This is a genomic window from Microbacterium sp. SCPM-O-B-15248 (M128) (genome assembly GCF_058214835.1).
This window is the reverse complement of record NZ_JBYQLI010000008.1, coordinates 148,833-163,644: the sequence shown is the minus strand read 5'-3', so window position 1 is coordinate 163,644 and position 14,812 is coordinate 148,833. Positions and strand designations below refer to the sequence as shown.

Genomic DNA, 14,812 nt, shown 5'->3' with positions numbered 1-14,812 from the left:
CATGACGGATGCCACGCGGCCCCGCCGCCGGACCGGCCGGACGATCGCGATCGTCGCGGTGATCGTGGTGGTGGTCGCGGGTCTTCTCGTGGCAGCCGAGGCGATCGCGCGCTCGGCCGTGGCGAGCACGGTGCGCTCGCTGGTCGTGCAGAAGGTGGGTCTGCCTGCCGATCAGCCGGTCGACGTCGAGGTGCCGGGCATCGTCCTGCCGCAGCTGATCTCGGGTCGACTGGACGAGGTCGGGGTGTCGGCGGACGACGTCGCGATCGGGTCGCTCACCGGTGACGTCCGTGTGCGGTTGCAGGGCGTTCCGGTCGCCGGGGGCGCGGCCGCATCGGGCGGTTCGGCTTCGGTGCGCCTGGATCCCGCGCAGCTGCGGGCGCTGCTGTCGCAGATCCCCGATTTCCCGTCGGACACGGTCGGCACCGCGGCGCCCGACGTCACCCTCTCGACGCGGTTCTCGGTCTTCGGCGTCCCCATCCCGGTCGGGATCTCCCTGACCCCGGGCGCCGCCGGCGGCGACCTCACGCTCACGCCGTCCTCGTTCGAGCTCGGCGGCAACCGCGTGGATGCCGAGACCCTCCGCGGTCAGTTGGGCGGCGTCGCCGACGGTGCTCTGCGGACGTGGAACCTGTGCATCGCCGATCGCCTTCCCGCCGGGCTGACGCTCGACTCGGTCACCGTGCAGGGCGACGACCTCGTGGCGATGTTCGCCATCGACGGTGGCCTGCTCGACGACCCCGCGCTGCAGCAGAACGGCACGTGCGGCTGAGCCGCGCTCAGACCGACGCGCGCAGCAGACCCGCCTCGATCAGCGATTGAAGGGCCCGATCGGTGACCTCTCCGGGATCGGGGCAGGCGAACGCGGCGTCGACGGCCGCGACGAGCTCGTCGCGCCGCACACCGGAGGCTGCGCGCCACAGGGTGGGCGCGACACCCGCGAGCACCCGCAGCGTCCCGCTGCCGTCGGTGTGACCGGACAGCACCGCGAGTCGGTCGTCGGGCAGTGCGCACCAGTCGACGGCGTCCGCGCGCTGGTACCGAGTTCCGTCCCCGGGGGATGCCGGGTCGGGGTCGGCGAGCCGGAGCGGGGCCGGATCAGCGGGCTCGGATCCCACGCTGGGCGACGGAGAGGCGGCATCCCGGAGGAGTGCCGCGAGATCGCCGACCTCGCCGTACTCCGCGCGGAGGGCGCCGCCCGTGCGGTCGATGAGCTCGACCAGCGTGCGGACGGGGCGTCGCAACTGTACGAGAGCACTCGACTGGCCCGCCAGCTCGGCGATCGCCTCGGAGGTGGGGACGGGAACGAGCCGGGCGTCCGACGATCCGGGACGCCGGGCGAGCAGGATCAGCCGTGACAGGTGCAGCTCGGCGGCGGGGAGCGCGCCGAGGGCCAGCTCGTCGGGGGAGCGCTGCACCTTGTGCGTCACGCCCTCGGTGATGACCGACAGCGGTTTGCGGTAAGGCAGAACCGTGCCGGAGGCATCGATGCCCACCGTCTCGTCCGACACGTATCCCGCCGTGCGGGCGAGCGCACGGACGGCGGTGGTCTTGCCGGCACCCGACTCTCCGACGAGGACGACGACGCCGCCGTCCGGGCCGGCGACCCCGGCGGCATGCAGCATCCAGAGGTCGCCGCGCCGTGCCTCGATGGCCGCCATCGTCACGGCGCTGGAGAGTGCGGCGAGCATGGGGCCCTCGCCGTGGGAGGCCGCGGGGGCGACGACGGTTCGCGGCGCGGCGCTCTCCGCGGAGACAGCGCCGCTCCACGCCGACCGCACGGCGGCGCGTGCCGGCGGCTCGAGCGCAGAGAGATCGATGCCGATCCTGACCCCGAGGGCATCGACGACGAGAGGGGACGATGATCGGCGCGGCACCGGTTCACGGTAGGTCCGGCGCCGGTGCCGGCGGATCGTCGTTCCGCCGGCACCGGCTCTCCGCCCCCGCAGTTCACCCGGTGCATCACTCGTTCCGCGGGCGGCGGCGCCCGCGGTCAGCGGCATCCACCGGTCATGGGAAGGGGGCGGCATACGCCGTGCCCTAGACTGCAAGGACTGCCTGTCGCGTGACGCCCCGCGCGGGCAGGAGCCGTGATCCGCGGCCGTCGCGTCGCCGCAAAACCCGATTGGTTCCTCCGTGTCCGCCTCGCACTCCGCGCTCGTGCCCGAGTGGCTCACCGCCCCGGCCGAAGCGAACGAGCTCGTCGCCTCCGTCTGGCCGTCTTCCGCGCGTCGAGTCGACGACGGCTCGGTCGAGGTCGGGGGCGTGTCGATCTTCGACTTGCGTGCCCGCTTCGGCACCCCGCTCTACGTGCTCGACGAGGCCGAGGTGCGGGCGCACGCCCGCCGGGCCCGCGACGCCTTCGCCTCGGCCGCCGCGCGTCACGGCATCCGCTCGCGCGTCTATTACGCAGGCAAGGCCTTCCTGTCGGCCGAGGTCGTGCGCTGGGTCACCGACGAGGGCCTCGCCGTCGACGTCTGCACGCGCGGCGAGCTGGAGGTCGCGCTGGCCGGCGGCGCCGAACCCGCGCGCCTGGGGTTCCACGGCAACAACAAGAGCGTCGACGAGCTCGAGCGCGCCGTCGACGTGGGGATCGGCTCGGTCGTGGTCGACAGTCCCATCGAGATCGAGCGTCTCGCCGCGATCGCCGATCGTCGCGGTGCGGTGCAGTCCGTCCTGGTCCGGGTGCGCACCGGCGTGCACGCCGAGACCCACGCCTTCCTGGCCACCGCCCACGAGGACCAGAAGTTCGGCTTCTCGCTCGACGGCGCCGCCGAGGCGGTCGCTCGCATCCGCGAGCTGCCCGGTCTGCGCTTCGTCGGACTCCACGCCCACATCGGGTCGCAGATCTTCGACTCCTCCGGGTTCCGCGAGTCCGCGGCCCGACTCGTCGACCTGCACGCCGACCTGCTCGCCGGGGGAGAGATCCCCCTCCTCAACGTCGGGGGCGGTTTCGGCATCTCCTACACGTCCGTCGACGACCCGCGCCCGATCGAGGAGATCGCCGACGGCATCCTCGATGCCATCGCACAGGAGTGCGCGGTGCGCGGCATCCCGATGCCCGACGTCGCGTGCGAGCCCGGACGCGTCATCGTCGGTCAGGCCGGCGTGACGCTGTACGAGGTCGGCACGGTCAAGAAGGTCGAGATCGGCGAGGGTCGCGAGCGCACCTACGTCAGCGTCGACGGGGGGATGAGCGACAACGCCCGTCCCGCCCTGTACGGCGCCGACTTCTCCGCGCGGATCGTCTCGCGCGAGAGTGCCGCCGCCCCCGCCCTCTCGCGCGTCGTCGGGCACCACTGCGAGTCCGGTGACATCGTGGTGGATGCCGAGTACCTTCCCGGCGACGTCACCCCGGGCGATCTGCTGGCGGTGCCGGCCACCGGCGCGTACTGCTTCTCGCTGGCGAGCAACTACAACTACACCCCGCGCCCCCCGGTCGTGGCGGTCCGCGACGGCGAGGCGCGCGTGATCGTGCGCGGAGAGACCGTCGAGGATCTGCTGTCCCGCGACGCCGGCATCGCGGCATCCGCTTCCTTCTCATCCCGCGGCTCGGCCGCACCACCCCACGGAGACATCGAATGACCGACTACCGCACGCTGCGCGTGGCGCTGCTGGGCGCCGGTGCCGTCGGCTCGCAGGTCGCCGACCTGCTGCTCAAGCACCGCGCCGAACTGGCCGACCGCGCCGGAGCCACCCTCGAGCTCGCCGGCATCGCCGTCCGCGACCTCGACGCCAAGCGCGACACCGATCTGCCGCGCGAGCTGTTCACGACGGATGCCGAGACCCTCATCGTCGGCGCGGACATCGTGATCGAGCTCATGGGCGGCATCGAGCCGGCGCGCGCGCAAGTGCTGCAGGCCATCAACTCCGGCGCCGACGTCGTCACCGCCAACAAGGCGCTGCTGGCCACGCACGGCTCCGAGATCTTCGAGGCCGCCGATCAGGTGGGCGCCGAGGTGTACTACGAGGCCGCGGCCGCCGGTGCCATCCCGATCATCCGCCCGCTCCGCGACTCGCTCGCCGGCGACCGCGTCGTGCGGATCATGGGCATCGTCAACGGCACGACGAACTACATCCTCGACCGCATGGACACCGAGGGCGCCGACTTCGCGGACGTGCTCGCCCAGGCGCAGGCGCTCGGATACGCCGAGGCCGACCCCACGGCCGACGTCGAGGGCTACGACGCCGCGCAGAAGGCCGCGATCCTGGCGAGCCTGGCGTTCCACACCACCGTGCCCCTGGATGCCGTCCACCGCGAGGGCATCACCCAGATCGATGCCGCGATGATCGAGTCCGCGCGTCACGCCGGCTACGTCATCAAGCTCCTCGCCGTATGCGAGCGCCTGCCCGCCGCCGAGGGCGAGTCGAGCGAGTCGATCTCGGTGCGCGTGTACCCCGCCCTGGTCGACCGGACGCACCCGCTCGCGAGCGTGCACGGCGCCAACAACGCCGTGTTCGTCCAGGCCGAGGCCGCCGGCGACCTCATGTTCTACGGCGCCGGTGCCGGCGGCGTGCAGACCGCCTCCGCCGTCCTCGGCGACGTCGTCTCCGCGGCCCGCCGCCACATCGCCGGGGGAGTGGGCGTCGGTGAGTCCACGCGCGCCAATCTCCCCACCGTGCCCATCGGCCGGGTCATCACGCGCTACCAGATCACGCTCGAGGTCGACGATCAGCCGGGCGTGCTCGCCACGGTCGCCGGCATCCTCAGCGAAGGGCGCGTCTCGATCGCGACCGTCGAACAGACCGTCATCGAACCGGATGCCGACGACACCGCCGCGAGCGGGTCGGCGCGTCTGGTCATCGGTACACACCAGGCCCGTGAGCAAGACCTGAGCGAGACCGTCGAGCGTCTCGCCGCGAGCGGCGTCGTCGAGCGCGTGGTATCCGTACTGCGCGTGGAAGGGAACTGACATGGCACACGTCTGGCGCGGAGTCCTCCGCGAGTACGCGGACCGTCTGGGCGTCACCGACGCCTCCACCGTGGTGACGCTCGGCGAGGGCGGCACCCCGCTCATCCCGGCTCCCGCCCTGTCGCGGCGCACCGGCGCGGACGTCTGGGTGAAGTTCGAGGGCATGAACCCCACCGGGTCGTTCAAGGACCGCGGCATGACGGTCGCGCTCTCGCGCGCCGTTGAGCACGGCGCCAAGGCCGTCATCTGCGCCTCGACCGGCAACACCTCGGCCTCGGCCGCGGCGTACGCGGCCCACGCCGGCATCACCGCCGCCGTGCTCGTGCCCGAGGGCAAGATCGCGATGGGAAAGCTGAGCCAGGCCGTGGCCCACAACGGCCGGCTGATCCAGATTCGCGGCAACTTCGACGATTGCCTCGAGATCGCCCGCGAGCTCGCCGACCACTACCCGGTGCACTTGGTCAACTCGGTCAACCCCGACCGCATCGAGGGCCAGAAGACCGCCGCGTACGAGGTCGTGGAGCAGCTGGGCGACGCCCCCGACTTCCACTTCATCCCCGTCGGCAACGCCGGTAATTACACGGCGTACTCCCGCGGCTACCGTGAAGAGGCCGACCGCGGCGTTTCCACGCGTGTTCCCCGCATGTTCGGTTTCCAGGCCGCCGGCTCCGCCCCGCTCGTGCGCGGCGAGGTCGTGAAGAACCCCGAGACGATCGCGAGCGCCATCCGCATCGGCAACCCCGCATCGTGGCACTTGGCCCTCGAGGCCCGGGATGCCACCGACGGCTGGTTCGGCGCCATCGACGACGACCGCATCCTCGCCGCGCAGAAGATCCTCGCCGGCGAGGTGGGCGTGTTCGTCGAGCCGGCGTCGGCGATCAGCGTCGCCGGTCTGCTCGACCGCGCCGAGGCGGGCCTCATCCCCGCCGGGGCCAAGGTCGTGCTCACCGTCACCGGTCACGGTCTGAAGGACCCGCAGTGGGCCCTGCGCAAGGCCGACGGCACCGAGGTGCAGCCGACGGTCGTCGACGCGACGACGTCGGAGGTCGCCTCGGTCCTCGACCTGAAGCCGGTGGCCGAGTGACCGCAGCCCTCGGGCGCCGGGTCGCGGTCCGCGTCCCGGCCACCAGCGCCAACCTCGGCCCCGGGTTCGACACCCTCGGTCTCGCGCTCAGCGTCTACGACGAGCTCACGGTCGAGGCTCTCGAGCCGGGGCGCCTCGAGATCGAGGTCAGCGGTGAGGGCACCGAGGACGTTCCGCGCGATGCCTCGCACCTCGTCGTCCGCGCGATCGCGCACGCCTACGCGTCGGTCGGGCGCGAGGTGCCGGGCCTGCGCCTGGTCGCGCACAACGTCATCCCGCACGGGCGCGGAATGGGATCCTCCGGCGCGGCGGTGGTGGCCGGCATCCTGGCCGCCCAGGGGCTGCTCGAGGGCGAGGCCGACTTCAGCGACGTCGACCTCCTGCGCCTCGCTACCGAGATGGAGGGTCACCCCGACAACGTGGCCCCCGGCCTGTTCGGCGGCCTGACGATCGCGTGGATGGATGCCGAAGGCCCCCAGCACAAGCAGCTCATCGTCCACCGCGGCGTCTCGCCGCTCGTGCTGGTGCCGAGCTTCACGATGTCGACGGCGGTCGCCCGGAGCCTTCAGCCGCTGCAGGTGCCGCGCGAAGACGCGGTGTTCAACGTCTCGCGGTCGGCCCTGCTCATCGCGGCGATGACGCAGAGCCCCGAGCTGCTGATGGCGGCCACGGAGGACAAACTGCACCAGAACTACCGCGCGCAGGCGATGCCCGAGACGGACCGTCTGGTTCGCTCGTTGCGCGCCGCGGGCTACGCGGCCGTCGTGTCGGGCGCCGGCCCGAGCGTGCTGGTGCTCGCCGACGGTCCGGGCCAGCGTCTCGGGGCTGCCGAGCTCGCCGGGTCCCTCGTCGACACCCCGTGGCAGACGCTCATGCTCGCCGTCGACGTCAAGGGTGGTACAGTGAAGGCCGCAGAGGGTTCCGCTTAGCACGCGAATCTGAGCCTCTGCGACACCTGCGAAATCCGCAACAAATCGCGAACCCGGTATCGGCTGCAGTCTTCCGAACCGCTGGTGAGTGTCTTCGTCTGCCCTCTGCACCGACGACCCGCGATCTGACCACGTTTCATCCTGAGGAGCACTCGTGGAGTCCATCTCCGAGACCCAGCCCGTTGACGCGCCCGAGGGCGCGGACACCACCCCCGAGGAGCAGCCCGCCGCTCCCGCCGACGAGACGCTGTTCGACGCGCCCGTCGACGGCGAGGGCGAGCAGGCCCCCGTCGCCGAGGAGCCCGCGGCCGACGCCGAGGCGGCTCCGGCTGCCGAGGAGCAGCCCGCTCCGGCCGAGCCGGTCGCCGAGGAAGCGCCCGCGGCTTCGGCCGAGGAGCCCGCCGCCGAGGAGGCGCCCGCGGCTTCGGCCGAGGAGCCCGCCGCCGAGGAGGCGCCGGTCAAGCCCGCGCGCGCGCCGCGCAAGCGTGCGCCGCGCCGTGCGAAGAGCACCCCCGCCGAAGAGACCCCGGCCGCCGAGGCTCCCGCCGACGCCGCCACCGCCGAGACTCCGGCCGTCGACGCCGCCACCGAGGCTCCCGCCGCCGAGGCGCCGGCTGCCGAGGCTCCGGTCGCCACCGAGACTCCCGCCGCCGAGGCGCCGGCCGCCGAAGAGGCCGCTGCCGAGGGCTCCGCGCCCGAGGCCGAGCCGGCGACCGAGGGTGCCCCCGCGACCGACGCCGCCGAGCCGGCGACCGAGGGCGCCCCCGTGACCGACGCCGCCGAGGCTCCGGTCGAGAGCGCCCCCGAGGCCGACACGAACGCCGAGGCCGTGGCATCCGGTGCCGAGGCCGACACGACCGACGAGTCCTCCGAGACCCCGTCGCGCGGCCGCAGCCGCAGCCGGTCGCGCAACCGCAACCGCAACAAGGCCGAGACCGCCGACAAGAGCGAGGCACCCGCCCCCGCCCAGGCTGCCCCGACCGAGGAGGCCGAAGCGCCCGCGCAGAACGGTCAGCAGGCTCAGCAGCAGAACCAGGGCAACGGCCGCAACCGTCAGCGCAACAAGCGTCGCGGGCAGGCCACGACCGGTGATGAGTTCGAGAGCGAGATCGGTGAGGACGACGTCCTCGTCCCGATCGCCGGCATCCTCGACGTGCTCGACAACTACGCGTTCGTCCGCACGACCGGGTACCTCCCCGGTCCGAGCGACGTCTACGTCTCGCTCGGCCAGGTCAAGAAGTACAACCTGCGCAAGGGCGACGCGGTCGTCGGCGCCATCAAGCAGCCGCGCGAGAACGAGCAGTCCAGCCGCCAGAAGTACAACGCGCTGGTGAAGGTCGACTCCATCAACGGCCTCTCCGTCGACGACGCCGCCACGCGCGTCGAGTTCGGCAAGCTGACGCCGCTGTACCCGCAGGAGCGTCTGCGCATGGAGACCGCGCCCGAGAAGCTCACGCAGCGCCTCATCGATCTGGTCGCACCGGTCGGCAAGGGCCAGCGCGGCCTGATCGTCGCGCCCCCCAAGGCGGGCAAGACGATCGTGCTGCAGCAGATCGCGAACGCGATCGCGCAGAACAACCCCGAGGTCCACCTCATGGTCGTGCTCGTGGACGAGCGCCCCGAAGAGGTCACCGACATGCAGCGCACGGTGAAGGGCGAGGTCATCGCCTCGACGTTCGACCGTCCCGCCGAAGACCACACCACGGTCGCCGAGCTCGCCATCGAGCGGGCGAAGCGTCTGGTCGAGCTCGGTCGCGACGTCGTCGTGCTGCTGGACTCGATCACGCGTCTCGGCCGCGCCTACAACCTGTCGGCACCGACCTCGGGTCGCGTGCTGACCGGTGGCGTGGACGCCTCGGCGCTGTACCCGCCCAAGCGCTTCTTCGGCGCCGCGCGCAACATCGAGAACGGCGGGTCGCTCACGATCCTGGCGACGGCTCTGGTCGAGACCGGTTCGAAGATGGACGACGTGATCTTCGAGGAGTTCAAGGGCACCGGCAACAGCGAACTGCGCCTGAACCGCCAGCTCGCCGACAAGCGCATCTTCCCGGCGGTGGACGTCAACGCGTCCTCGACTCGTCGCGAAGAGATGCTGCTGTCGCCCGACGAGGTCAAGATCACCTGGAAGCTGCGTCGCGCCCTCGCGGGCCTCGACCCGCAGCAGGCCCTCGAGGTCGTGCTCGGCAAGCTCAAAGAGACGCAGTCCAACGTCGAGTTCCTCGTCCAGATGCAGAAGTCGATCCCGGCCCCCGTGCGCGGAGACAACGGGCACGACAACGGCATCCGCTGAGCCGTGTCCGACTCCGGCATCCTCGAGTCCGTCCGCGGGCTGATCGACGAGCACCGGCAGGTCGAGCTCGAACTCAACGACCCGGCCGTGCACGCCGATGCGGCGCGCGCGAAGCGGGTCAACCGGCGCTACGCCGAGTTGAACCGCATCGTGCACGCGTACGACGCGTGGCGGGCGGCATCCGATGACCTGGATGCCGCGCGCGAACTCGCGCGTGAAGACGAGGCCTTCGCCGAAGAGGTCCCGGCGCTCGAAGAGCGGCTCGAGGAGTCGCAGGAGCGCTTGCGGCGCCTGCTCATCCCGCGCGACCCCGACGATGCCCGCGACGTGATCATGGAGATCAAGGCCGGCGAAGGCGGGGCGGAGAGCGCCTTGTTCGCGGCCGACCTGCTGCGGATGTACCTGCAGTACGCGGCATCCATGGGCTGGAAGACCGAGCTCCTCGAACGCAACGAGTCCGACCTCGGCGGGTACAAGGACGTCCAGGTCGCGATCAAGGGCTCGTCCAGCGACCCCGCGCAGGGGGTGTGGGCGCACTTGAAGTACGAGGGCGGTGTGCACCGCGTACAGCGTGTGCCCGCGACCGAGTCGCAAGGGCGCATCCACACCTCGACGACGGGTGTGCTGGTGTTCCCCGAGGTCGACGAGCCCGAAGAGGTCTCGATCGACCCCAACGACCTGAAGATCGACGTCTTCCGTTCGTCGGGCCCCGGCGGGCAGTCGGTGAACACGACCGACTCGGCCGTGCGCATCACCCACGTGCCGACCGGGATCGTCGTCTCGATGCAGAACGAGAAGTCGCAGCTGCAGAACCGCGAAGCCGGTATGCGCGTGCTGCGCGCGCGGCTGCTGGCGAAGCAGCAGGAGGAGCGCGACGCGGTGGCCGCCGACGCGCGGCGCTCGCAGATCCGCGGGATGGACCGCTCCGAGCGCATCCGCACGTACAACTTCCCCGAGAACCGCATCGCCGACCACCGCACCGGGTACAAGTCCTACAACCTCGACCAGGTGATGGACGGCGCGTTGGCGCCGATCATCGAGTCGGCGATCACCGCCGACGAAGAGGCTCGGCTCGCCGCCCTCTCCGAGGGCTGAGCCCCCGGCTCTGCGCGTCGGTCTCGGCCGCACAACTCCGGCAGATCAGGCGCGAGCCACTGCTCCGGCCGCGGGAGCCCGCAGACCGCAGGAGTTGTGCGGTACACCATCCCGGCCCGGGCGCGGCGGTCCTCCTCGGCCGCGGAACCTCAGGCGTCCCAGACGGGCGGGTGGGGCAACGGGCCGCGGAGTCCCTCGAGCTGCGTCGCGAGCGCGAGCAGCGTCGCCTCGCCGCCCGGTCGGCCGATCAGCTGCACCGAGACGGGGTGTCCCGCGGCATCCGTCGTCACCGGCAACGTGAGGGCGGGGAGCCCCGCGACGTTGACGAAGCTCGAGTACGGCGCGTACTCGACCTGCATCGCGAACGTGCGTTCCGGGTCGTGGCCGGCGTACCACCCGACGGGCCGCGGTGATTGCGCCAGCGCGGGCGTGAGCACGGCATCGAACGCGGCGAAGTCGGCGATCGTCCGTCGCTCGAACGCGCGTGCCGCCGACAGCCCACCGAGCAGGTCGACGGCCGGCAGTGCCCGGCCCTCACGGACGAGCCAGGCGGTGAGCGGCTCCACGAGCGTCATGTCCTCGTCGCTCAAAGGGATGCGCGCCGCGCTGGCGCGCCACAGCACGCGGAACAGTGATGCGTAGCCGGCCGGATGCCACTCGGCATCCGTCACCCCGTGCCCGGCGTCGGCGAGCCATGTCGCGGCCGTCTCGAACGCGGTGCGTCCGTCGGCGTCCAGCACGATGTCCTCGTCGTCGTCCCACGGCGACTCGGTGGTGATGCCGACGCGGAGCGAACCGGGCTCGCGGCGTGCGGCCGCGAGGAACGGGCCCGTTCCGGGCGGCGCGGTGGCGTACGACAGCGGCGCCAGTCCCACGAGTGCGTCCAGCAGCAGTGCCGCGTCGGCGGCGGTGCGGGCGATGGGCCCGTTCACCGCGAGACCATCGGGCGAGTCGAAGCCGGAACCGATCGGCAGGCGTCCCCGCGACGGCTTCAGCCCCACGACCCCGACCGTCGCCGACGGGATGCGGATCGACCCGCCGCCGTCCGATCCGATCGCGGCCGGAAGCAGCCCCGCAGCCACGGCGACCGCCGCACCGCCGCTGGATCCGCCCGCACCGGCCGATGTCCGCCAGGGGTCGCGGGCGGGGGAGTGGATGAGGGGTTCGGTGAAGCCGGTCAGCCCGAACTCCGACGTGCTCGTCTTGCCGAGGCTCACCGCGCCGGCGGCATCCATCGCCTCGGCGAGAGGGTCGGATGCCACGGGCACGAGGTCTGCGCGGGCGCGTGAGCCGTAGCGGGTGGCGACCCCGGTGCGGGCGACGAGGTCCTTCTCGGCCGACGGCACACCCCACAGCGGGCCGCCGGAGGCGCCGGATTCGAGCACGGCCGCGCGCTCGAGAGCGGCGCTGTGCGTGACCTCGGCGAAGGCGCCCAGGTCGGCGAACCGGCGGATGCGATCGAGGTAGTGGTCGGCCAGTTCGGTGGGAGAGAGCTCTCCCCGTCGCAGGCCCTCGACCTGGGCGAGGAGCGACAGATCGTGGAGGGCGGGCATGGATCGAGCCTACGGCCGGCGTTCCGCTAGCCTCGCACCATGAAGATCCGGCTGCTGCGTGTGCTCGTCTATCTGGCCTCGGCCGCCGCGGGTCTCGTGCTCGCCGACCTTCTCGTCGACGGGTTCCGCATCTCGTGGCTCGACTGGTGGGGGTTCCTCGTGGCGATCGTGGTCTTCGCGATCGTCCAGAGCATCGCGACGCCGGTGGCGACGGGTCTCGCGGAGAAGCACGCACCGCTCCTGCTCGGCGGCATCGGCATCATCGCGACGTTCGTGTCGCTGCTCGTGGTGGCGTTCCTGCCGTCCGCGGGCATCCGGATCACGACCGCCGGAGCCTGGCTCCTCGCACCGCTCGTGGTGTGGATCGTCTCGGCGATCGTGACGTGGGTGCTGACGGTGGTGCTGATCGACCGCCGGTCGCGGGCCACCGCGCCCGCGAAGGGCTGATCGGATCAGATCCAGTACTCAGGTGTGGTGAGCAGGGCGCGGGTTTCCTCGCTCGCCCGCCGCGCGCGCGGCTTGGCAGGCACTCCGACCAAGACGCTCTCCGGCGGCGCGTCGCGGGTCACCACGGCATTCGCGCCGACGAGGCTGTGCGCGCCGATCGTGATCGGGCCGAGGATCTTGGCTCCCGCTCCCACCGCGACGCCGTCGTGCAGCGTGGGGTGGCGCTTGCCGCCCTCGCGCTGACGGCCGCCGAGGGTGACCCCGTGGTACAGCATCACGTCGTCGCCGACCTCGGCCGTCTCACCGATCACGACACCCATGCCGTGATCGATGAAGAAACGGCGGCCGATGGTCGCGCCGGGATGGATCTCGATGCCCGTCAACCAGCGCGAGACCTGCGAGATCGCCCGAGCAGGGAACCGCAGGCCGCGCAGCCACAGGCGGTTCGCCACGCGATACGACCACACCGCGTGCAGCCCCGGGTACAACAGGGCGATCTCGATCCCGCCCCTCGCCGCGGGATCGCGGAGTTTGGCGGCGGCGACGTCTTCGCGGAGGCGGGAGAAGACCCCCACGTCAGTCTTCGCGCAGGTGCTCGTACAGAGCGGTGGAGAGGTACCGCTCGCCGTACGAGGGGATGATCACGACGATGTTCTTGCCGGCGGCCTCGGGGCGACGCGCGATCTCGAGCGCCGCCCAGATCGCGGCACCCGAGGACATTCCGACCAGGATGCCGTCCTTGGCCGCGGTCTCGCGGGCGAGGCGGATGGCGTCGTCGAACTCGACGTCGATGACCTCGTCGATGATGTCGCGGTCGAGGATCGCGGGGACGAAGTTGGGTCCGATGCCCTGGATCTTGTGCGGACCGGGGTGCCCCTTGGTGAGGATGGGGGAGTCGGCCGGCTCGACGGCGACGACCTTCACGCCGGGGACGCGCTCCTTGAGCACCTGGCCCACACCCGTGATGGTGCCGCCCGTTCCGATGCCGGCGACGAAGTAGTCGACCTTGCCGTCGGTGTCGCGCAGGATCTCCTCGGCCGTGGTCTTGCGGTGGATGGCGGGGTTGGCCTCGTTCTCGAACTGACGGGCCCACACGGCGCCCGGCGTCTCGGCGACGATGCGCTGGGCCTCGTCGACCGCGTGCGACATGCCCTTGGTGGGGTCGGTGAGCACGAGCTCGGCACCGAAGGCCTTGAGCAGGATGCGGCGTTCCTTCGACATCGAGGCGGGCATCGTCAGGATGACCTTGTACCCGCGCGCCGCGCCGACCATCGCGAGAGCGATGCCGGTGTTGCCGCTCGTGGACTCCACGAGGGTGCCGCCGGGCTTCAGTTCGCCCGAGGCCTCGGCCGCGTCGACGATCGCGATGCCGAGACGGTCCTTCACGCTCGATGCCGGGTTGTAGAACTCGAGCTTGGCCAGGATCTGGCCCCCGGCTCCCTCGGCCACGCGATTCAGGCGCACCAGGGGGGTGTCGCCGAACGCGGAGGTGATGTCGGAGTGGATGCCGGGCATGGCTCGCCTTTCGCCGTCGGTCGGATCGCGACAATCCTAGGCGAGCGCGAGTGGGTGGGGTCCGTGTGTGACGCTCCACGACTAGGCTCGACTCCCGTCATGCCCGAGACCGTTCCCACCCCGCAGCCCGCCGTCGCCGGCATCGTCCGCGACACCGCCGCACGCTTCGCCGCCGCCGGCATCCCCGACCCGCAGGTCGACGCCGAGCTCCTCGTCGCCCACGTGCTCGGCACGTCGCGCGGCGGAGTGCAGGCCGCCGCGATCCGCGGCGACCGTCTCCCCGCGGAGGCCGGCGCCGCCCTGGCGCCCCTCGTCGACCGCCGCTGCGCGCGCGAGCCGCTCCAGCACCTCACGGGCCTCGCGCCCTTCCGTTCGATGGAACTCGCGGTGGGTCCGGGCGTCTTCGTCCCGCGTCCCGAGACCGAGATGGTGGCGCAGCTCGCGATCGACGCCCTGGGCGCATCGGCATCCGCGTCTCCGATCGCGGTCGACCTCGGCACCGGCAGCGGGGCGATCGCCCTGGCCCTGGCCACCGAGATGCCGCACGCGCGGGTCTTCGCGGCCGAGAACTCCGTCGAGGCCTTCATCTGGGCGAAGGAGAACGCCGCCCGTATCGGGGCCGCGAACCTCTCGCTCGCCTTCGTCGACCTCGCCGAGGCCTTCCCCGAGCTGGACGGCACGGTCTCGGTCGTGGCATCCAACCCTCCCTACGTCCCGGACGACGCGATCCCGCGCGATCCCGAGGTGCGGCTGTTCGACCCGCCGGCCGCGCTCTACGGCGGGCCGGACGGGCTGGATGCCGTGCGCGTGCTCAGCCGCGTCGGTCTGCGCCTCGCGCACCCCGGGGGCACGATCGTCATCGAGCACGGGGAGTGGCAGGGGAGCGCGATCCGCGAGATCCTCGCCGCCGACGGATGGCGGGCGGCGGCGACGCATCCCGATCTCACCACTCGCGACCGGGCCACGACCGCGATCCGTCCCTGACC

At 72.0% G+C, this 14,812-nt stretch carries 13 protein-coding genes; 9 read left to right on the top strand and 4 right to left on the bottom strand.

The window, feature by feature from the left end; all coding sequences use genetic code 11:
* Position 1: 1 nt before the first annotated feature.
* Positions 2 to 772, top strand: a complete 771-nt coding sequence (locus AC3E6M_RS14115; protein WP_138172885.1) for an LmeA family phospholipid-binding protein — start codon at positions 2 to 4, stop codon at positions 770 to 772.
* A gap of 7 nt (positions 773 to 779) precedes the next feature.
* On the opposite strand, the gene AC3E6M_RS14110 is transcribed toward AC3E6M_RS14115, so the two are convergent.
* A complete protein-coding gene (locus AC3E6M_RS14110; RefSeq protein ID WP_490530283.1) occupies positions 780 to 1,877 on the bottom strand; it encodes an ATP-binding protein in 1,098 nt (365 codons plus the stop codon).
* A gap of 259 nt (positions 1,878 to 2,136) precedes the next feature.
* On the opposite strand from AC3E6M_RS14110, the gene lysA reads away from it, so the two are divergent.
* From lysA to prfA, 6 genes are all read left to right on the top strand, one after another.
* Entirely contained in the window at positions 2,137 to 3,585 is a 1,449-nt protein-coding gene (gene lysA / locus AC3E6M_RS14105; protein ID WP_171024166.1) for a diaminopimelate decarboxylase, read from the top strand.
* Entirely contained in the window at positions 3,582 to 4,913 is a 1,332-nt protein-coding gene (locus AC3E6M_RS14100; RefSeq protein WP_138172882.1) for a homoserine dehydrogenase, read from the top strand. The genes lysA and AC3E6M_RS14100 overlap by 4 nt, the downstream gene beginning before the upstream one ends.
* 1 nt (position 4,914) lies before the next feature.
* The gene (gene thrC / locus AC3E6M_RS14095) at positions 4,915 to 5,997 is read left to right on the top strand and encodes a threonine synthase (protein ID WP_138172880.1); all 1,083 of its coding nucleotides are present in this window, start codon (positions 4,915 to 4,917) and stop codon (positions 5,995 to 5,997) included.
* Entirely contained in the window at positions 5,994 to 6,926 is a 933-nt protein-coding gene (gene thrB / locus AC3E6M_RS14090; RefSeq protein ID WP_490530280.1) for a homoserine kinase, read from the top strand. Before thrC ends, thrB begins: the two co-directional genes overlap by 4 nt.
* A gap of 154 nt (positions 6,927 to 7,080) precedes the next feature.
* The gene (rho, locus tag AC3E6M_RS14085) at positions 7,081 to 9,216 is read left to right on the top strand and encodes a transcription termination factor Rho (protein ID WP_490530278.1); all 2,136 of its coding nucleotides are present in this window, start codon (positions 7,081 to 7,083) and stop codon (positions 9,214 to 9,216) included.
* A gap of 18 nt (positions 9,217 to 9,234) precedes the next feature.
* Complete coding sequence (gene prfA, locus AC3E6M_RS14080) at positions 9,235 to 10,311, top strand: peptide chain release factor 1 (RefSeq protein WP_138173033.1); 1,077 nt, start codon at positions 9,235 to 9,237, stop codon at positions 10,309 to 10,311.
* 149 nt (positions 10,312 to 10,460) lie between these two features.
* On the opposite strand, the gene AC3E6M_RS14075 is transcribed toward prfA, so the two are convergent.
* Entirely contained in the window at positions 10,461 to 11,864 is a 1,404-nt protein-coding gene (locus tag AC3E6M_RS14075; RefSeq protein WP_490530277.1) for an amidase, read from the bottom strand.
* Positions 11,865 to 11,903: 39 nt separating this feature from the next.
* Between AC3E6M_RS14075 and AC3E6M_RS14070 the strand changes: the two genes are divergently transcribed.
* The gene (locus tag AC3E6M_RS14070; protein ID WP_138178113.1) at positions 11,904 to 12,311 is read left to right on the top strand and encodes a phage holin family protein; all 408 of its coding nucleotides are present in this window, start codon (positions 11,904 to 11,906) and stop codon (positions 12,309 to 12,311) included.
* 5 nt (positions 12,312 to 12,316) lie between these two features.
* Here the strand turns inward: AC3E6M_RS14070 and epsC are convergent, their stop codons facing one another.
* Together epsC and cysK are read right to left on the bottom strand one after the other, a co-directional pair.
* On the bottom strand, positions 12,317 to 12,886 hold the full coding sequence (epsC, locus tag AC3E6M_RS14065) for a serine O-acetyltransferase EpsC (RefSeq protein ID WP_490530275.1): 570 nt from the start codon (positions 12,884 to 12,886) through the stop codon (positions 12,317 to 12,319).
* Position 12,887: 1 nt separating this feature from the next.
* Complete coding sequence (cysK, locus tag AC3E6M_RS14060; RefSeq protein WP_490530274.1) at positions 12,888 to 13,826, bottom strand: cysteine synthase A; 939 nt, start codon at positions 13,824 to 13,826, stop codon at positions 12,888 to 12,890.
* A gap of 99 nt (positions 13,827 to 13,925) precedes the next feature.
* On the opposite strand from cysK, the gene prmC reads away from it, so the two are divergent.
* Positions 13,926 to 14,810 carry a peptide chain release factor N(5)-glutamine methyltransferase gene (prmC, locus tag AC3E6M_RS14055; RefSeq protein WP_138178107.1) on the top strand — a complete coding sequence of 295 codons (885 nt, stop codon included), beginning with the start codon at positions 13,926 to 13,928 and terminating at the stop codon, positions 14,808 to 14,810.
* The last annotated feature ends 2 nt before the right edge of the window (positions 14,811 to 14,812 follow it).